The organism is Rhizobium sp. CNPSo 3670 (genome assembly GCF_057784555.1).
Genome location: NZ_JBXSOL010000008.1, coordinates 171,796 through 190,634, shown reverse-complemented (window position 1 = coordinate 190,634; position 18,839 = coordinate 171,796). Strand labels below are relative to the sequence as shown.

The 18,839-nt window shown below is 62.3% G+C and carries 15 protein-coding genes; 11 read left to right on the top strand and 4 right to left on the bottom strand.

Annotation, left to right across the window (positions count from 1 at the left end; translation table 11 throughout):
- Nucleotides 1-290: 290 nt before the first annotated feature.
- Nucleotides 291-974, bottom strand: a complete 684-nt coding sequence (locus AC13QO_RS10940) for a DNA-3-methyladenine glycosylase I (RefSeq protein ID WP_085776854.1) — start codon at nucleotides 972-974, stop codon at nucleotides 291-293.
- Between the two features lie 240 nt (nucleotides 975-1,214).
- Between AC13QO_RS10940 and AC13QO_RS10935 the strand changes: the two genes are divergently transcribed.
- From AC13QO_RS10935 to AC13QO_RS10920, 4 genes are all read left to right on the top strand, one after another.
- Nucleotides 1,215-3,011 carry an acyl-CoA dehydrogenase C-terminal domain-containing protein gene (locus tag AC13QO_RS10935; RefSeq protein ID WP_488540646.1) on the top strand — a complete coding sequence of 599 codons (1,797 nt, stop codon included), beginning with the start codon at nucleotides 1,215-1,217 and terminating at the stop codon, nucleotides 3,009-3,011.
- A gap of 174 nt (nucleotides 3,012-3,185) precedes the next feature.
- Nucleotides 3,186-4,394 (top strand): acetyl-CoA C-acetyltransferase, encoded by a 1,209-nt coding sequence (locus AC13QO_RS10930; protein WP_488540645.1) that lies wholly within the window; start codon nucleotides 3,186-3,188, stop codon nucleotides 4,392-4,394.
- A gap of 68 nt (nucleotides 4,395-4,462) precedes the next feature.
- A complete protein-coding gene (locus tag AC13QO_RS10925) occupies nucleotides 4,463-6,679 on the top strand; it encodes an FAD-dependent oxidoreductase (protein ID WP_488540644.1) in 2,217 nt (738 codons plus the stop codon).
- A 300-nt stretch (nucleotides 6,680-6,979) separates the two neighbouring features.
- On the top strand, nucleotides 6,980-7,189 hold the full coding sequence (locus AC13QO_RS10920; protein ID WP_011423929.1) for a cold-shock protein: 210 nt from the start codon (nucleotides 6,980-6,982) through the stop codon (nucleotides 7,187-7,189).
- Nucleotides 7,190-7,331: 142 nt separating this feature from the next.
- On the opposite strand, the gene AC13QO_RS10915 is transcribed toward AC13QO_RS10920, so the two are convergent.
- Nucleotides 7,332-7,832: a MarR family winged helix-turn-helix transcriptional regulator gene (locus AC13QO_RS10915; RefSeq protein ID WP_488540643.1), complete on the bottom strand. Its 501-nt coding sequence runs from the start codon at nucleotides 7,830-7,832 to the stop codon at nucleotides 7,332-7,334.
- A 57-nt stretch (nucleotides 7,833-7,889) separates the two neighbouring features.
- On the opposite strand from AC13QO_RS10915, the gene AC13QO_RS10910 reads away from it, so the two are divergent.
- Nucleotides 7,890-8,294: a GFA family protein gene (locus AC13QO_RS10910; protein WP_488540642.1), complete on the top strand. Its 405-nt coding sequence runs from the start codon at nucleotides 7,890-7,892 to the stop codon at nucleotides 8,292-8,294.
- Nucleotides 8,295-8,412: 118 nt separating this feature from the next.
- Nucleotides 8,413-8,856 (top strand): YybH family protein, encoded by a 444-nt coding sequence (locus AC13QO_RS10905; RefSeq protein ID WP_285193366.1) that lies wholly within the window; start codon nucleotides 8,413-8,415, stop codon nucleotides 8,854-8,856.
- Nucleotides 8,857-8,871: 15 nt separating this feature from the next.
- Here AC13QO_RS10905 and AC13QO_RS10900 read toward each other — a convergent pair whose 3' ends face one another.
- Nucleotides 8,872-10,074 carry an MFS transporter gene (locus AC13QO_RS10900; protein ID WP_488540641.1) on the bottom strand — a complete coding sequence of 401 codons (1,203 nt, stop codon included), beginning with the start codon at nucleotides 10,072-10,074 and terminating at the stop codon, nucleotides 8,872-8,874.
- Between the two features lie 136 nt (nucleotides 10,075-10,210).
- Between AC13QO_RS10900 and AC13QO_RS10895 the strand changes: the two genes are divergently transcribed.
- A complete protein-coding gene (locus AC13QO_RS10895) occupies nucleotides 10,211-10,768 on the top strand; it encodes a TetR/AcrR family transcriptional regulator (protein ID WP_488540640.1) in 558 nt (185 codons plus the stop codon).
- Between the two features lie 9 nt (nucleotides 10,769-10,777).
- Here the strand turns inward: AC13QO_RS10895 and AC13QO_RS10890 are convergent, their stop codons facing one another.
- Nucleotides 10,778-14,281: a PAS domain-containing hybrid sensor histidine kinase/response regulator gene (locus AC13QO_RS10890; RefSeq protein ID WP_488540639.1), complete on the bottom strand. Its 3,504-nt coding sequence runs from the start codon at nucleotides 14,279-14,281 to the stop codon at nucleotides 10,778-10,780.
- Between the two features lie 221 nt (nucleotides 14,282-14,502).
- On the opposite strand from AC13QO_RS10890, the gene mscL reads away from it, so the two are divergent.
- From mscL to AC13QO_RS10870, 4 genes are all read left to right on the top strand, one after another.
- The gene (mscL, locus tag AC13QO_RS10885) at nucleotides 14,503-14,940 is read left to right on the top strand and encodes a large conductance mechanosensitive channel protein MscL (protein ID WP_183705949.1); all 438 of its coding nucleotides are present in this window, start codon (nucleotides 14,503-14,505) and stop codon (nucleotides 14,938-14,940) included.
- 120 nt (nucleotides 14,941-15,060) lie between these two features.
- A complete protein-coding gene (locus tag AC13QO_RS10880) occupies nucleotides 15,061-16,227 on the top strand; it encodes a pyridoxal phosphate-dependent aminotransferase (RefSeq protein ID WP_488540638.1) in 1,167 nt (388 codons plus the stop codon).
- 202 nt (nucleotides 16,228-16,429) lie between these two features.
- On the top strand, nucleotides 16,430-17,464 hold the full coding sequence (galE, locus tag AC13QO_RS10875) for a UDP-glucose 4-epimerase GalE (RefSeq protein WP_085776866.1): 1,035 nt from the start codon (nucleotides 16,430-16,432) through the stop codon (nucleotides 17,462-17,464).
- Nucleotides 17,465-17,609: 145 nt separating this feature from the next.
- Nucleotides 17,610-18,662, top strand: a complete 1,053-nt coding sequence (locus AC13QO_RS10870; RefSeq protein ID WP_085776867.1) for an enoyl-CoA hydratase/isomerase family protein — start codon at nucleotides 17,610-17,612, stop codon at nucleotides 18,660-18,662.
- The last annotated feature ends 177 nt before the right edge of the window (nucleotides 18,663-18,839 follow it).

Genomic DNA, 18,839 nt, shown 5'->3' with positions numbered 1-18,839 from the left:
GGCTTCTTCGTCTGCTGCCCACGTCTTCACGCGGACCGGAGCGCATCATCCATAAGAAGATAGTCAATTAGACTTTCCTCAGGCTGAACGATGTAGCGGCATTCTTTAGGAACGCGGGACTGGAAAAAGGAATGCGGATCACTACGGCTCAATCCGCACCTTTCACGAAACGTGGTAAACAAGCCGTTAAGATAGATGAGAATTTTTTAACGTTTGCAGCCGAAAGGCTTCTTTAGGCGGCAATTGCCGTTAAATTCGCCGGATCGGATAGACATCGCCAGGCCGGAATTTCAGTGCGCGGCATCGATCGAATAGGCGCTGATGCGCGAGAGGTGGATGAAGGAAAGGCCGGTCTCGGCGGCCCAGTCGTTGAAGGCCTGCTGGATCAGCTGCTGGTCCTTCTTCGTCGTGCCGGAGGAGGAGAGCGGCACGCCGGCCGATCTCAGGCAGGCGAGCACGTCGAGCGTGGCGACGAAGCTGTCGCGGCCGATGCCGCGCAGGAAATACTGGGCGGTCATGCCGCCGAGCCGGCTGCCGCGTTTGCTCATCAGCTCGAGGAGGCCGATCTGGTCCTCCCGCGGCCAGTCGGCGAAGAAGGCGCCGACGCTGCCATGTTCGCTCGCCAGTTCTCTGACGAAGGCGGCATTGGCGCGAACCGACATGATCTTCGCGCCGTTGCGGATGATCCGCTCGTCCGATGTCAGCTCATGCCAGTAATCGTCGGGCGCGATATTCAGCGCCGCCGGATCGAAGCCGGAAAACGCCGCCTCGAAGCCCGGCCATTTCGCATCGATCACCTTCTGCACGAAGCCGCTGTAGAAGATGCGGCGGGTCATGTCGGCCAGAATGCGGTCGTCCGGCATGGCGCGCAGCCGGTCGTGATCCGGCTGGTGCTTCTCGAGCATTGCCTGCAGCGCGGCCGCACCGCCTTTTCGCTCTTCCGCACGCTGCCTTATCGCCTCGAAACTGATCATGCCGGCCCACCTGATGCATAGTGAAAGACGCTTGCGCTTATACGCCATTCCCGAATGGACAAGGAAGATGAGATGGCGTCTCCTGCCTCCGCATCGACGGCTTGCGGATTCGCCCTCTCGAATTTTTCATGAAAAGGCGATCGAGAGGAAGAGTTTGACGTTTACGCAAACGTCAATATTTTGTAAGACGATGACCAAGGCCGGCGCGATCCGGCTATCCGAATGGGAGGAAATTGAGAGATGCCAGTCTACAAGGCCCCGGTGAACGATACGCTTTTCGTTTTGAACGACGTGCTGGGCCTCGAACGCTACAACAATCTTCCCGGGTTCGCCGATGCGACGCCCGATATGATCGAGGCGATCCTCGGCGAGGCCGCCAAGGTGGCCGAAGAAGTTCTTTTTCCGATCAATTATTCCGGCGACCAGGAAGGCTGCAGACGTCAGGACGACGCCAGTGTCTCGACGCCGAAGGGCTTCAAGGAAGCCTATAATGCCTATCGCGAAGGCGGCTGGATCGGCCTTGCCGTGCCGGAAGAATTCGGCGGCCAGGGGCTTCCCTATACGCTGCATGCCGCCGTCGGCGAATATACCTCCGCCGCCAACATGTCGCTGATGATGTATCCGGGCCTGACGCAGGGTGCGATCGCCGCGATCCTCGTCCATGGCACGCAGGAGCAGAAGGAAACCTATCTGCCGAAGATGGTCGACGGTTCATGGTCCGGCACCATGAACCTGACCGAGCCGCATTGCGGCACCGATCTCGGCATGCTGCGCACCCGGGCGGTGCCGCAGAACGACGGCAGCTACAAAATTTCAGGCCAGAAGATCTTCATCTCTGCCGGCGAGCACGATCTGACCGACAACATCGTTCATCTGGTTCTGGCTCGCATCGAGGGGGCCCCCGAGGGCACCAAGGGCATCTCGCTTTTCATCGTCCCGAAATACCTGGTCGGCAAGGACGGCGCTCTTGGCGACCGCAATGCCGTGTCCTGCGGTGCGATCGAGCACAAGATGGGCATCCACGGCAACGCCACCTGCGTCATGAATTACGACGAGGCGACCGGCTTCCTGATTGGCGCCGAAAACCGCGGCCTCAATGCCATGTTCGTGATGATGAACGAGGCGCGTCTGATGGTCGGCCTGCAGGGCATCGCCATTTCCGAAATCGCCTATCAGAATGCCGCGAATTATGCCCGCGACCGCATCCAGGGCCGCTCGCTCTCCGGCGTCAAGGCGCCGGATAAGAAGGCCGATCCGATCATCGTCCATCCCGATATCCGCCGGACTCTGATGACCATTCGCGCCTTCAACGAGGCCGGCCGCGCCTTTCTGCTCTGGACCGCGCTGAAGTCCGATATCGCCCACCGCGCCACCGACGAGAAGGAGCGCCAGACCGCCGATGACATTCTCGGCCTCGTCACCCCGATCCTCAAGGGTGTGATGACCGACAGGGGCTTCGACCACGCCGTCATGGCCCAGCAGGTCTTCGGCGGCCACGGCTATATCGAAGAGCACGGCATGAGCCAGTATGTGCGCGATGCCCGCATCGCCATGATCTACGAAGGCGCCAACGGCATTCAGGCGCTCGATCTCGTCGGGCGCAAGCTCGCGCTCAACGGCGGCCGTGCCGCCATGGCGCTGTTCAAGGAAATCGGCGATTTCTGCGAGGAGAACCGCAGCGACGAAAAGCTCTCCTTCTTCACCAAGCACCTGAAGAAGGGCTTGAACGACGTCCAGGCCGCGACCATGTGGTTCATGCAGAACGCCATGGCCAAGCCCGACAATGCCGGCGCCGGTTCGACCGATTACATGCATCTCTTCGGTCTCGTCGTTCTCGGCTATATGTGGGCGAAGATGGCGAAAGCCGCCGAGGACGGCCTTGCCTCGGGCGATGCCGCCCGCGAGGATTACCTGAAGAACAAGCTGACCACGGCGAAATTCTTCATGGAGCGGATCATGCCGGAAACCGCCCTTCGCAAGGCCCGCATCGAAGCCGGCGCCGACACGATGATGGCGCTGGCCGCGGAAGCGTTTTGAGCCGGTTCTCCCTCCCCCTTGTGGGGAGGGTTGGGGGTGAGAAAGCGGTCGGCGCAGCCGACGAAACGATCCGGTGAATCGTTTCGAACGCCGAACGCCCTGAGCTTAAAACGAAGGGCTATTTGGTCTTCGCAGAATTCAAAGGCGCGTCTGCGCCATCAGGGAGACGAGACAATGACCGAGGTTTTCATTTACGATCACGTCCGCACGCCGCGCGGACGCGGCAAGAAGGACGGCGCCCTGCATGAGGTGCCTTCCGTCCGCCTCGCCGCCAAGACGCTGGAAGCGATCCGCGACCGCAACGGGCTCGATACGACAACCGTCGACGACATCATCATGGGCTGCGTCGACCCTGTCATGGATGCCGGCGCCGTCATCCCCAAGGCTGCCGCCTTCGAAGCCGGTTATTCCACCCGTGCGCCCGGCATGCAGATCTCTCGCTTCTGCGCCTCCGGCCTCGATGCCGTCAATTTCGCCGCCGGCAAGATCGCCCAGGGCGCCGACGACATCGTCATCGCAGGCGGTGTGGAAAGCATGTCGCGCGTCGGCCTGGGCATGTCGGGCGGCGCCTGGTTCATGGATCCGTCAGTGAATTTCCCGGCCTATTTTATGCCGCAGGGCGTCTCGGCCGATCTCATCGCCACCAAATACGGCTTCAGCAGAACCGATGTCGATGCCTACGCCGTCGAGAGCCAGAAGCGCGCCGCCCATGCCTGGCAGCAGGGCTGGTTCGACAAGTCGGTGATCCCGGTCAAGGATCAGAATGGCCTGACGATCCTGGATAAGGACGAGCACATGCGCCCCGGCACCGATATGCAGGCGCTTGCCTCTCTCAACCCCTCCTTCCAGATGCCGGGCGAGATGGGTGGCTTCGAAGCCGTCGGCATCCAGGCCCATCCCGAGATCGAGCGGATCAACTACGTCCACCATGCCGGCAATTCCTCCGGCATCGTCGATGGCGCCGCTGCGGTGCTCTTGGGATCGAAGGCTGGCGGTGAGAGCATGGGGCTGAAGCCGCGTGGCCGCATCAAGGCTTTCGCCAATATCGGCTCCGATCCGGCGCTGATGTTGACCGGCCCCGTCGACGTGACCGAAAAGCTGTTGAAGCGGACCGGCATGAACCTGTCGGACATCGACCTCTTTGAGCTGAACGAAGCCTTCGCCGCCGTGGTGCTGCGCTACATCCAGGCCTTCGACATCGATCACGACAGCATCAACGTCAATGGCGGTGCCATCGCCATGGGCCATCCGCTCGGCGCCACCGGCGCGATGATCCTCGGAACCGTGCTGGACGAGCTTGAACGCCGCGACCTCAACACCGCGCTGGTGACGCTCTGCATCGGCGCCGGCATGGGCACGGCAACGGTTATCGAACGCGTTTGATGGGATCGCGACCCTCTCCACAAGGGGAGGGGCTTCACCGCAATAGAATTCAGGGAGAGGAATTCCCAATGAGCAGCTACACCAATTTCACGGTCGAAACCGACGCCGACGGCATCGCTCTCGTCACCTGGGACATGCCCGGCAAATCGATGAATGTCTTCACCGCCGAGGTGATGGAGGAGCTCAACGCCATCATCGACGCGACGACCGCTGACGTCGCCGTCAAGGGCGTCGTATTCACCTCAGGCAAATCCTCCTTCTCCGGCGGCGCTGATCTTTCGATGATCAAGTCGATGTTCAGCTCCTACCAGGAGGAGAAAGCCAAGAGCCCCGAGACGGCGGTGCAGACGCTGTTTGGTCTGGTCGGCCGGATGAGCGGCCTCTTCCGCAAGCTCGAAACCTCCGGCAAGCCCTGGGTGTCGGCAATCAACGGCACCTGCATGGGCGGCGCCTTCGAACTGTCGCTTGCCTGCCACGGCCGCGTCGCTTCCAATGCCAAGAGTGTCAAGATCGCGCTGCCCGAGGTCAAGGTCGGCATCTTCCCCGGCGCCGGCGGGACCCAGCGCGTGCCGCGGCTCGCAAACGCCCAGGACGCGCTGCAGATGATGACGACAGGCCAGTCGCTGAGCGGCTCGCGCGCCAAGGCAATGAACCTCGTGCATCAGGTGGTCGAGCCGGATCAGCTGATCCCCGCCGCCAAGCAGATGATCAGGGATGGACTGAAGCCGGTCGCGCCGTGGGACGAGAAAGGCTTCAAGCTGCCGGGCGGCGGCATCTGGACGCCGGCCTCCGCGCAGCTCTGGCCGGCCGCGCCGGCGATCCTGCGCCGCGAGACGTCGGGCAATTATCCGGCAGCGCTCGCCATCCTGAAATGCGTCTATGAAGGCCTGCAGGTGCCGTTCGACACCGGTCTGAAGATTGAGCAGCGTTATTTCACGGAGGTGCTGCAGACCCGGGAAGCTTTCTCGATGATCCGCTCTTTGTTCATCTCCATGCAGGAGCTCGGCAAGGGCGCACGCCGCCCGGCCGGTATCCCGAAGACGGAGCTGAAACATGTCGGCGTCGTCGGCGCCGGCTTCATGGGCGCCTCGATCGCCTATGTCACCGCCGCCGCCGGCATTCCGGTGACCCTGATCGACCGCGATATGGAAGCGGCCGCCAAGGGCAAGGCCGTCTCCGAAGGGCTCGTTAAGGATTCGATCGGTAAGGGAAGGCTGACGCAGGACGAAGCGGCAGCCCTTCTTTCCCGCATCTCGCCGTCGGCCGATTACGCCGATCTCGCCAATGCCGACCTCGTCATCGAGGCCGTGTTCGAGGATCGCGAAGTCAAGAAGGCTGTTATCGAGGCGGTCGAAGCAGCGCTGCCCGAGGGCGCGATCTTCGCCTCCAATACCTCGACGCTGCCGATCACGGGCCTTGCGAAGAATTCGAAACGCCCCGCCGACTTCATCGGCATTCACTTCTTCTCGCCGGTCGAAAAGATGATGCTGACGGAGGTGATCCTCGGAGGCGAAACCGGCGACAAGGCGCTCGCCGTGGCGCTCGATTATGTCGCGGCGATCAAGAAGACGCCGATCGTCGTCAACGACACCCGCGGCTTCTTCGTCAATCGCTGCGTGCTGCGCTACATGTCTGAAAGCTACGACATGCTGATCGAGGGCGTGCCGCCCGCCATGATCGAGAATGCCGCCAAGATGGCCGGCATGCCTGTGGGGCCGCTGGCTTTGAACGACGAGGTGGCGATCGACCTTTCGCTGAAGATCCTCAAGGCGACGGTCGCCGATCTCGGCGAAAGGGCTGTCGATCCCAGGCACATGGAGCTGATCTCCCGCATGGTCGAAAAGGAAGGACGCTTCGGCCGCAAGAATTCCAAGGGCTTCTATGACTATCCGCCGAAACCGGCGAAGAAGTCGCTCTGGCCTGAGCTGAAGAGCTTCTATCCGCAGAAAAGCCCGGACGAGGTGGACGTCGCCATCCTCAAGCGACGTTTCCTCGTCACCATCGCGCTCGAAGCCGCCCGGACGGTCGAGGAAGGCATCGTCACAGATCCGCGCGAAGCCGATGTCGGCTCGATCCTCGGCTTTGGCTTCGCGCCCTACACCGGCGGGGCGCTGAGCTATATCGATGGGATGGGCGTAAAGGCATTCGTGGAACTGGCGGAAAAGTTAGCGTCGGCTTACGGAGAGCATTTCAAGCCGACGCCACTGTTGAAGGATATGGACGCCAAGGGTGAGACATTTTATGGGCGGTTCGATCCCTATGCAGGGGCGAAGGCGGCGGCGTAACCTGTTTTTGCTATCGTTTTCCGCCAAACGTAGCCACCCTCTGCCGGGCAGGGCAGAGGGATGCCGGGTCACGGCGCAAAGAATCCCGCGCTTTCTCCAGTTCGCCGAACTCCACTTTTCCTTGCCGACGCCTTGCCGCGGACACAATTTCCGATTACACCCCTGCACATCGATCTTGCTAGATGAACTTTGAAACGGCGCTTGCGTCGTTCCTGGCGACCTTCCTCCAAAATCGGTTTTCATCGCCGTTCGGTATTTCCGGGCTGCAATCTTCTATGAGCGAGTCGAAAGGATATCGTCATGAACACAGGTACCGTAAAGTGGTTCAACGCAACCAAGGGCTTCGGCTTCATTCAGCCGGACGACGGCGCTGCCGACGTTTTCGTCCACATCTCGGCCGTTGAACGCGCCGGCATGCGTGACCTCAAGGATGGCCAGAAGCTGTCCTACGATCTCGTCCGCGACAACAAGTCCGGCAAGATGTCGGCAGACCGCCTCCAGGCGGCCTGAGCCTCCGCGGCTTGAATATCATCTCCGGATCGTGACCACGGATGTACTGGCACGGTTCGTCGAGATGGCAGGGAAGGTCGGGTTAGCCCGGCCTTTTTTCGTTTTCAGTCCACGGCGGGCGCATCACCGCGGGGCGAATTGCTCAACTGCCGGACGCCTCGTCCACCTCCATCGCCTCCATTGCCCGCGCCATGACAGCCCGCGCCACATCGAGCTCGGCTGAGGTAAACCCGGCGCCGAGCTTGTTTGCCCATCCGGCCTGCGCCACCTCGATCGCCCCCAGCCGTGCCGCCCCGTCCGCCGTCAGTCGCACCAGCTTGGCGCGCTGATGCTGCGGGTTGTCGGCATAGGCGATCAGCCCTTCGCTCTCCAGCACGTCGGTCAGCCGCTGAACGCCCTGACGAGCGAGGCCGAGCGCGCGGGCGATCTGCGCCACCGACAGGTCGCCGCGCCTTGCCGCGGCGAGCACCTGCCAGCGCGCACTGGTCTGTCCTGCAGGCTTCGCCAACCGGTCGCCGGCCGCCGTCAGGTGAGCGGCCAGACGCAGGGCCGTGATCGCGAAAGCGGAAAAGGCATCCGCTTCCAACGTTCGCTCCGGCCGATTCTGTTTGACAACATGTTGTCTATTCTGTATCTCATTCATAATGACAACACATTGTCATACTGACATGCTGAAGGCAACGCCGATGGGGAGATCGCCATGAAGAAGACTTACAAGGGAAGCTGCCATTGTGGCAAAGTGCACTACGAGGTGGATATCGACCTCGAAGCCGGCACCGGCCGCTGCAATTGCTCGATCTGTGCCAAGCGGCGCTATTGGGGCGCTCACGTCAAGCCCGAGGATTTCCGATTGATGTCCGACCCGGCGGAGACATCCGATTACCAGTTCAACACGATGAGCGGCCATCACCGCTTCTGCCGCACCTGCGGCGTCCCCGCCTATGGCGACGGTTATGTCGAGGCGATCGGCGGCGCCTATGTCTCGATCAACATCGCCTGCCTGGATAATATCACGCCGGAGGAACTGGCGGGGCTGCCGGTTCGTTACGCCGATGGCAGGCACGATGCCTGGTGGAACGAGCCCGCAGTGACGAGTTATCTCTGAAGTAATTCCGGTGGAACGCAGCGATCTTGCATCCGAAATTGCCGAGAGTGAAATGCATCATTGTCGGATCGTTCTCCTGCCGCTCGTCCTCTGTCCATAGCGGAAAAGGAGAACGGCCGTGAACGACGAAGCAAATGTTAGGCACGAGGAAGAGGCGGTCATCGCCATGCTGATGATGCGGGCCAAGGCGCTGGGGGAAAAGAACGCCGAGGAGGCGCTTTCCTACGAGGCCGAAGATTCCGTGGAATTTTCCCTGGCGCCGCCGCTGGTCATCAACGGCAAGGACAAGGCAGGCCTGCAGGCCTGGTTCGACACCTGGGAAGGCCCGATTGGCGGCGAGGTGCGCGATGCCAAACTGACGGTCGGCGAGGGTGTCGCTTTCTGGAGTGGCCTCACGCGGATGACCGGGACGAAGACCGATGGCACCGAAGTCGATCTCTGGTTCCGTCAGACCCTCGGCCTCGTCAAGCAGGATGGCCGCTGGCTGGTCGCCCACCAGCACGCCTCGGTGCCTTTCGCCATGGATGGCAGCGGCCGGGCACTGCTGGATCTGCAGCCGTGAACACTCCCTCCGGAATTAGGCCGCATTCTCCGCAGTCTTTCCTCGGCCGGCGCGAAGGGCCACGATGCCGACGCCCAGCAACAGCAGGATCGCCGTCGCATAAATGTCCGTCGTCACTTGATAGCCGGCGGATTTCGCCAGGAAGCCTGCCAATATCGCCGGCAGGCTGAAGGCGAGGTAGCTCTGCACGTAGAAGGCCGACAGCAGTCCGGCCCGCTCGTCCGCTTTGGCAAGCGGCATGATGCTGCCGAGCGAGCCCAGGAAATTGGTGCCGAAACCGGCGCCGGTAAGAATAGTGCCGATCAACAGCAGCGGCACATTGGCGAGATGCACGCCGGCGACGACCGTCAGGATGCCGAGCGTCTTTGCCGATACGCCGAAGCCGAGATTGGCCGTGGCCGTCCTGCCGCGCCTGAGATAGACGGCGATCGCGCCGCTCGCCGTCAAAGCCGCGACGACTGCTCCGCCCGTCAGCGGTGCGGCGCTGCCGGTCGTGGTAGCGACTAGGGAGGGGACCAGCGAAAGGTAGAAACCGCCGACCGTCCAATTGGCGATATTGATCGGCGTCACCAGCGAGAGCGGCCGCCTCGCCTGCGGCGGAATGGAAACGCGCGGGACCAGCGAGCCGACAACGCCGGGGCGCGTGCCGCCGCTCTCGGGGATCAGCCAGATGGCGGCCGCCTGCAACGCGAAGGCGACGAGCAGCAGCGCATAGACGAGATGCATCGGGAAGGGGCCGTACTGAATCAGGGCGCTGGTGCCGACCGCACCCAGCGCCATGCCGGAAAGCGGCGCGATCGAATTGACGATCTGTCCCTTCGCCCGGTCGACATCGACAAGGGCTGCTCCGAGAGAGGCGCCGGCGATGCCGGTGGCAATGCCCTGGACGATCCGCGCCGCGATCAGCCAGCCGGGGCCGCTGGCGACGACGAATAGGATCATGGCGACGATTTCGAGCAGCAGGGCGGAAAAGATTACCGGCCTGCGGCCGAGATGATCTGAGATCGAGCCGGCTGTCAGCAGCGCCGCCAAGAGCGCGAAGGCATAGACGGCGAAAATAACGGTGATCAGCACCGGCGAGATCGCGAAATTCTCCTGATAGATCCGGTAGAGCGGCGTCGGCACCGAGGAGGCGCCGAAGAAGGTGGCGAGCGTCAGCGCATGGAAACTGATCGAGGGGCGCGGCGCATTCTCTGTGGATTTGGCTGCGGCGAACATATATAAACCCCTTAAAGCTAACCTGTTGCGTTAGCTCGATGTAGGGTGGATGCGCCGCAAAGGCAAATTATTTGCGTTTATGCTCCTGTCAAAGATTTTGAACCATCGATGTCAGGATGAAGGTCGGGTTGCAGGCATGGCAGTGAAAGAGAATCTCCGTCCGGGCGGCAGAAGCGCCCGGGTCCAGGCGTCGGTGCACAAGGCGGCACGCGATCTGTTGGCCGAGATGAACCGCGCCGAGGTGACGATCCCGCTGATCGCCGCCAGGGCAGGCGTGACGCCGTCGACCATCTATCGCCGCTGGGGCGACCTGCAGGAGCTTCTCGCCGATGTCGCCGTCGAGCGGCTGCGGCCAGATATGCAGCCGGTCGACGCCGGCAGCGGCACGGCCGATCTTCAGGCCTGGGCCGAGCAATATGCCGATGAAATGTCCTCCGGGCCGGGCCGCGAGATGATCCGCGACGTGTTGGCGGCGCAGGCCGGCGCCAATGCCTGCAAATGCTGCGAATATACGCGACAGCAGATCGTCGTCATCGCCGACAGGGCAAAGGCGCGGGGCGAAACCTTCCCGGACGTCGATCTTGTGATGGATCAGGTTGTGGCGCCGATCATGTACCGCATCCTGTTTGGCGAGGTGCCGGATACTGCGCGGGTACGCGATCTCGTCTCTCGCGTCATCAGCCCGGCCGGCTGAGCTTGCCGGCTATTCCGCAGCCGCGCGTTTGAGGCCGGATATCTGGGTGATATAGGCGCGCAGCGCCGCCGGCCGTACCGGTTTGTGCTGAACGGCGATATCGTGCCGCTCCGCCTCGCTGCGCACTTCAGGCGTGCGGTCGGCAGTAACAAGCAAGGCGGGGATGTCGATGCCGAACTGCCGGCGCAGATGCAGGATTGCGGCAAGGCCGGTGCCGTCGTCGAGATGATAGTCGGCGATGGCAAGATCCGGCGGCCCATCCCGGCCGTCCATGGCGATCACCTCGGCAAGGCAATCAAGCGCCGTCACCTCGCAGCCCCAGCCGCTGAGCAGCAACCGCATGCCTTCGAGGATCTTCGGCTCGTTGTCGATGCAGAGGATTTTCAGTCCCTTGAGCGGCTGCCCCGGGCGGTCGGCGGGGGCGACGGCTGCCGCAGCCTCGGCCGGGCGTGAGACGTCGAGCGGCATGGAGATGCGAAATTCAGTGCCCCTGCCATGCGTCGAGAGCAGCTCGACCGGATGGTTGAGCACGCGGGCGATGCGGTCGACGATCGAAAGGCCGAGCCCGAGGCCGGAGGCAGTCTTGGCGCCTTCATCCAGCCGCGCGAATTCCTTGAACACGGTGCGGAATTTCGATGGCGGAATACCGATGCCGGAATCGATCACCTGAATGATCACCTGGTTCCCGCGCCGCCGCGCCCCGACCAGCACCTTGCCGGTGATCGTGTATTTTATGGCGTTGGAAACGAGGTTCTGCACCAGGCGGCGCAGGAGGTTCGGGTCTGAGCGGACCCTGAGCGATGTCGGCATGACCACCAGCTTCAGCTGTTTCTCACGGGCGATCGGCGCAAAATCGGTCTCGATTCGCTCCAGGAGGTCGGAAAGCGCGACCGAAGCGAGCCGCGGCCGCATGGCGCCGGTATCGAGCCTGGAGATGTCGAGCACCGCGCCTAGGATGGTTTCGACCGATTCCAGTGCCGAATCGATGTTGCGCACGATCGGGCTGTTGTCGGATTGCGCCATGCGCTCGACCAGCGCCGAGGAATAGAGCCGGGCGGCGTTGAGCGGCTGCAGAATGTCGTGGCCGGCGGCGGCGAAGAAGCGGGTCTTGCCGATATTCGCCTCGTCGGCGGCCGCCCGCGCCTCGGCAAGTTCGCGGTTGACGCGGGTGAGTTCCGCCGTCCGTTCGGCGACGCGCTGCTCCAGCGTTTCATTCGCCTGCTTCAATGCCTGGTCGGCGCTGACGCGCTGGGTGATATCGGTGAAGGTGGCGACGATGCCCTTATCGGGCATGGCGTTGGAGCGCACCTCGATGATCCGCTCGCCGCCGCCGAGCACCAGCGCGAAGGGTTTGTCGAGCGTCAGGAAATGCCGCACCGTCTGGTTGAGATCGCCGGGCGCGATGTCCCCGCGCTGGCTGAGTGTGGTAACGATCTCCGACAGGGGAAAGCCGACTTGGCCGGCACTCTCGGGCAGCTCAAGCAGTTGGCGGAAGCGTCGGTTCCAGATCGTCAGCCGGTTGGAACTGTCGAAGACGGCAATGCCCTGATCCATCTGCGACAGCGCCGTCTGCAGCATGTCCTGGTTATATTGCAGCGCTTCGCTTGCCTGGTCGAGCAGCCATGCGGTGTCGGACGAGGCGTCCTCGATCTTCTGCAGAATCAGCGATAGCACCAGCCTTGCCGAGGACGAGCCGATGGCGCTGCCGAGCAACTGTTCGCTGAAATGGATCAGCGCCATATCGGCCTGCTGTTCGTCCTCCAGCTTGCGGCCGGAACTTTGCTCATAGGTCGTGAACGAGCGCTGCATGCGCTCTTCGCCGAGATAACGCGAGATCGCCGCCTTGAGATCGCCGACGCTGATGCGGGTCTTCCAGCCGCGTGTCGCAAACTGCGATCGCGAATGCCGCTTGACGAAGATGCCGGCCTGGATGCGCTCCAGCGGTCGGGCATTGCGGGTGAGCGAGCCGACGATGAAGAAGGCCGTGTTGACGAGCAGGCTCATGACGGTCGCATTGACCAGCGGGTCGGCGTCGGGCGCGGTAAACAGCGTCGCGCCCGGAAAGATGAAGCCGAGCACGGCGCTCGCCACATAGGAATAGTCGGGACCGCCGAGCGACGGCAGGAACAACAGATAGACCCAAATGGTGAAGCCGGAGGTCAGGCCGAGGATGGCGCCGCGCGCATTTGCCCGCCGCCAGATCAGCCCACCGAACAGCGCAGGCGCAATCTGCGCGATCGCCGCAAAGGACAGCAAGCCGATCGAGGCGAGCCCGGCGGTGCTGCCGGTCGAGCGGTAATAGGCATAGCCGAACAGCAGCACGGCGAAGATGGCGCTGCGGCGGATGTTGAGCAGCGTCTTGGCGAAATCGTCGCGCTGGCCGGCGCGGCCGGCAAGTTTGCGCCGAAGGAAGATCGGCATGATGATGTCGTTCGACACCATGATCGACAGCGCCACGGAATCGACAATGACCATTGCCGTTGCGGCGGAGAAGCCGCCGATGAAGGTGATGAGCGAAACCACCGGCATCTGGCCGGCAAGCGGCAGCGACAGCATGTAGAAGTCGGCATTGCCAGTGCCGCCGAAGGTCAGGAGGCCCCCGATCGCCACCGGGAGCACGAAGAGATTGATGGCGACGAGGTAGCTGGGAAACAGGAAGCCCGCGAGTTTCAGCTGCTTTGCCGTTCGGTTTTCGACGACGGTGACGTGGAATTGCCGCGGCAGCATGATGATCGCGAAGGCCGACAGCACGATCAGCGTGATCCAGCGGCTGATCGGCGTATGATAGCTAAGCGCCGACATGACTAGGTCGTTCTCGACGGTTTTGCTCCAGAGGTCCGCCGGGCCATCGAAGAGAAACCAGATGACGCAGACGCCGGCTGTCAGGAAGGCGACGAGCTTGACGACCGATTCCATCGAGACGGCGAGGATGAGGCCGTCCTGATGTTCCGTCGCATCCGTATGCCGCGTGCCGAACATGATGGCGAAGCAGGCAAGCACCAGGGTGGCTATGAGCGGCAGGTCGAGGAAATAGAGATTACCGCTGCCGATGCCGTAGTCGGACGGATTGACCATCGCGCTGACGGTGCTCGAGATCGCTTTCAGCTGCAAGGCTATATAGGGAATGGTGCCGATCAGCGAGATCAGCGCCACGATCGTCGCGACCGTCGGATTCTTGCCGTAACGCGCAGCAACGAAATCGGCGACGGAGGTGAGCTTCTCCGCCTTGGCAAGCTCGATGATGCGGCGAAGCAGCGGCATGCCGAAGGTGAAGACGAGGATGGGGCCGATATAGATACCGGCAAATTCCAGGCCGCGTTGGGCGGCAAGCCCGACACTGCCGAAATAGGTCCAGGAGGTGCAATAGATCGCAAGACTCAGCGCATAGACGACGGGCAATCCGCCTTCGAGCGCGCCCGGACCGCGGTTCTTGCGGTCGCCGTAGCTAGCCACGGCGAAAAGCAGGAGCAGATAGCCGAAGGCAGACGCGAATATGACCCAGCCTGGAAGCATTAGTCCTCCGCCGGCGAAAAGCCGCCGGCACCTCCCGCAACGAAGTCAGCTTAAGGCATTTCAGGTGCCTTGAAAATTCCCGTCCATCTACACCTTAAGTCAAAGGCCTGGTGGCGACTTCACCAGATAATTGCGATTTGCAATTGATTAATTGCAACGAAAATGTAGCTAATCGAAACAACGGCATATCTCTGAAATGGGATCGAAGGGAGACGGATCCAATGCTCAATGAGTTCAAGGCCTTTATCGCCCGCGGCAATGTCATGGATCTTGCGGTCGGCGTCATCATCGGCGGTGCCTTCGGCGGCATCGTCAAATCGCTGGTCGACGACCTTATCATGCCGATCGTCGGCGCCATTTTCGGGGGCTTCGATTTTTCCAATTATTTCCTGCCGCTCTCGTCGGCCGTCAACGCGCCGACACTTGCCGCCGCCCGCGCCCAAGGGGCGGTCTTCGCCTATGGCAGCTTCCTCACCGTTCTCATCAACTTCCTGATCCTTGCCTGGATTATCTTCCTGATGGTCAAGGCAGTGAACTATCTGCGCCAGCAGGTCGAGCGTCAGGAAAAGCAGGAGCCGGAACAATTGCCGCCGCCGCCGGCCGACGTCCAGCTGCTGACCGAGATCCGCGATCTGCTGGCCAAACGCCCGGCCCTCTGATCGGTCTTCGGCCCGCTGTCGGGCGGGCCGCCATTCATCACGAAAATCGATATGCGATCACTTGTTATCATGGGATTTGCCGGCGCAAATCCGCTATGAAGGCGGAAACCGGAGATATGCATGTCGATTGTGAAAAGCCTCAGCCCGCGCGCCATAGCGGCGCCCGAAAGCGGGATCGTCGAAGTCGTCAATTATGCACGCGGCCGCGAAGGCCTGTTGCCGCTCTGGGTCGGTGAAGGCGATCTGCCGACCCCCGACTTCATCAGCAGGGCGGCGATGGAAGCGCTTGCATCAGGCGAGACCTTCTATACCTGGCAGCGCGGCATTCCGGAGCTTCGCCGGGCGCTGTCGGATTATTACGACAGGCATTTCGCCGTCCGTCTTCCGGCCGAGCATTTCTATGTCACCGGCTCCGGCATGCAGGCGATCCAGATCTGCGTGCAGGCGCTGACTTCGCCTGGCGACGAATTCGTTTATCTCACCCCCGCCTGGCCGAATATTGCCGCAGCCCTCGAAATAGCAGGTGCCCGCTCCGTCGGCGTCCCGCTGCAGTTCGAAGGCGGCAAATGGACGGTCGATCTCGGGCGTGTCGAAGCCGCCATCACATCCGGGACCAGAGGCATCTTCATCAACACCCCTTCCAACCCGACGGGTTGGACCGCCACGAAGAAAGATCTCGGCGATATCCTGGCGCTCGCCCGCAAGCATGATCTGTGGATCATGGCGGATGAAATCTACGCGCGCTATTACTTCGCCGGCGGCCGTGCCGCCTCGTTCCTCGACGTGATGGAGCCGGACGACAAGATCGTCTTCGTCAATTCCTTCTCGAAAAACTGGTCGATGACGGGTTGGCGCGTCGGCTGGATCGTGGCACCCCCCGAAATGGGCCAGGTGCTCGAAAATCTCATCCAGTATTCGACCTCAGGCGTGGCGCAGTTCATGCAGAAGGGCGCCGTCGCAGCCCTTGATCAAGGCGATGATTTCGTCGCCGCCAACATCGCCAAGGCGGCGCGGTCGCGCGATATCCTCTGCGATGCGCTGATTGCCACCAATCGCGTCGAAACGCTGAAGCCGGACGGCGCGATCTATGCGTTCCTGAAGATCGACGGCGTTGCCGACAGCCGCAGCGCCGCCATCGATATCGTCGACAAGACAGGCGTCGGCCTTGCTCCCGGGGCTGCCTTCGGCGCCGGCGGCGAACTCTTCCTGCGTGCCTGTTTCCTGCGCGACCCCGCCCAGGTGGCGATCGCGGCCGAGCGGCTCTGCGACTATATCGTCAAGCGCTGAGAGGGCGCGGGGCACACCGTGCGGGACGATTTCGTGCCGGAATCGGCCGATCGATAAAACTGTAGCGAAGAGCGAAATCGGCCTCTAACCACGACTCTAAACATACCCGTTCAAAAGCCGAACAACGGCGCCGTGATAACAAAATTGGAAAGAAAACCGGCGCCTGATGCCCCTGCTTATAAATTGAAGCGGGGTGTGGGGCATGGCGGTTTTGGTGACGGGCGGCGCCGGATATATCGGCAGTCACATGGTTTGGGCGCTCATCGATGCCGGCGAGGATGTGGTCGTGCTCGACTGTCTCTCCACCGGCTTCCGCTGGGCGGTGGCGCCGGAGGCGCGTTTTTATCTCGGCGACGTCGCCGACCCCGACATCCTGAAGAAGATCTTCATCGAAAACGACATCGAGGCGATCATCCATTTCGCCGGCTCCGCCGTCGTGCCGGTGTCTGTCGCCGATCCGCTCTCTTATTACGACAACAATTCCGGCAGGACCCGTGCGCTTCTTTCCGCCTCGATCAGGGCCGGCATCCGCAACTTCGTCTTCTCCTCGACGGCCGCCGTTTACGGCCAGCAGCAGAGCGATCTGCCGGTGAAGGAGACGGCTCCCCTCAACCCGGAAAATCCGTACGGTCAGTCGAAGCTGATGACCGAAATCATGCTGCGTGATGCCGCCGCCGCCTATGATTTCAACTATGTCGCGCTTCGCTACTTTAACGTCGCCGGCGCTGACCCGCACCACCGTGCCGGCCAGTCGACCTCGGGCGCCACGCACCTCATCAAGGTTGCCTGCGAGGCAGCGCTCGGCAAGCGCGACAGCGTCCATGTCTACGGCATCGACTATCCCACCCATGACGGCACCGGCGTGCGCGACTACATCCATGTCAGCGATCTCGCCGATGCGCATCTGAAAGCGCTGCAGCACCTGCGCAGAGACAAGGGCCCGCTCGTCGCCAATTGCGGTTATGGCAGCGGCTATTCCGTGCTCGACGTCCTGAACATGGTCACCCGCCTGCACGGGCATTCCTTCAAGATCCACATGGCGCCGCGGCGAGCCGGCGATTCGGCAAGCGTCGTCGCCGACGCTTCGCTCGCCCGGCAGGTGCTCGACTGGAAGCCCCGATACGACTCGCTTGAGACCATCGTCCAGAGCTCGCTCGAGTGGGAGCTCTTCCTGTCAAACAGAAACGTCGACGACCTGCACAGCATCCACCGGGCACTTGCCGCCGCCTCCTTCTGAGAGGTGTCTATGCGAGCCGCTGCGAAGCCGCGGCATCAGCCCGGGGGTCCCTGTCGGGCTGAGCAATCGATCGGTGCCGGGCCGGAAATGCTCTGGAGCGATGGCGCATCCTCGTCTATGCATGGTGCAGCAGATGAGGTGAACCATGCAGCACGGCGAAGTGATCATCGAACGGCGGGGCACTGCCGGCATCATCCGGCTCAACCGGCCGCGGGCGCTGAACAGTCTGACGCTGCCGATGATCCGCGCGCTCACGGAGGCCCTTCATGACTTTGCCTCCGAATCCGATGTGGCAAGCGTCGTAATCACCGGCGAAGGCGAACGCGGCTTCTGTGCCGGCGGTGATATCCGTGCCTTGCACGAAAGCGCCCGCGCCGGTGATGATCTCGCCGGAACCTTCTGGCGCGAGGAATTCCGCCTCAACCATAAGATTGCCGTCTATCCCAAACCCTATGTCGCGCTGATGGACGGCATTACCATGGGCGGCGGCGTCGGTCTGTCCTCACATGGCCGCCATCGCATCGTGACCGAGCGTACGCGGCTTGCCATGCCCGAAACCGGAATCGGCTATGTCCCCGATGTCGGCGCCACATGGCTGCTGCCCAAGGCACCCGGCGAAGCCGGAACATGGCTCGGCCTGACCGGACTCGACATTGGTGCTGCGGATGCGATCTATGCCGGTCTTGCCGATGTTCAGATCGCTTCGTCGCGGCTCGACGCGGTGATCGATGCTCTTTGCGACCTGCCGCGCGCCAGCGCGTCGACTGAAGTCGATGCCCTGCTGCAGGGATTTTCCGAGCCACTGGGGGAAAGCCGCTTGCGGCAGAACGCCGATATGATCGACCACACATTTTCCTTCGACAGCGTCGAGGAAATCCTCGGGGCTCTCGCCAAGGAAGAGGGCGAGTTTGCCGCCGAGACGCGCCGGGTGCTGCTCAGCAGGTCGCCGACCAGCCTGAAACTCGCTCTGCGGCTGCTGAGGGCCGGCCGGCGCAGCGCTTCGCTCGCCGAATGTCTTCGCCGCGAACTCGGCGCCTGCCTGCAGATGCTGGATAATCCCGATTTCTTCGAAGGCATCCGCGCCGCTGTCATCGACAAGGACCGCAATCCAAAATGGTCACCGGCATCAATCGAGGCCGTGAAGACGGAAACGGTCGAACGTTTCTTGGAACCGGCCGACCCGCCGCTTTCACTCTGACGCTGTCATCCTCTGAATGCCGAATGCGCGGCACCGTGCGGCGGGTGAGAGCCTTTTGCTTCCTGTTGCCAGTCTCTTCAATACCAAATCTCCGGCGCGACACGCCGAAACCATAGGCCGCCCTGTCCTAAAGCCTAGCTTTCTCTCTCCCTTGACCCGATCGACCGCCAGATACGC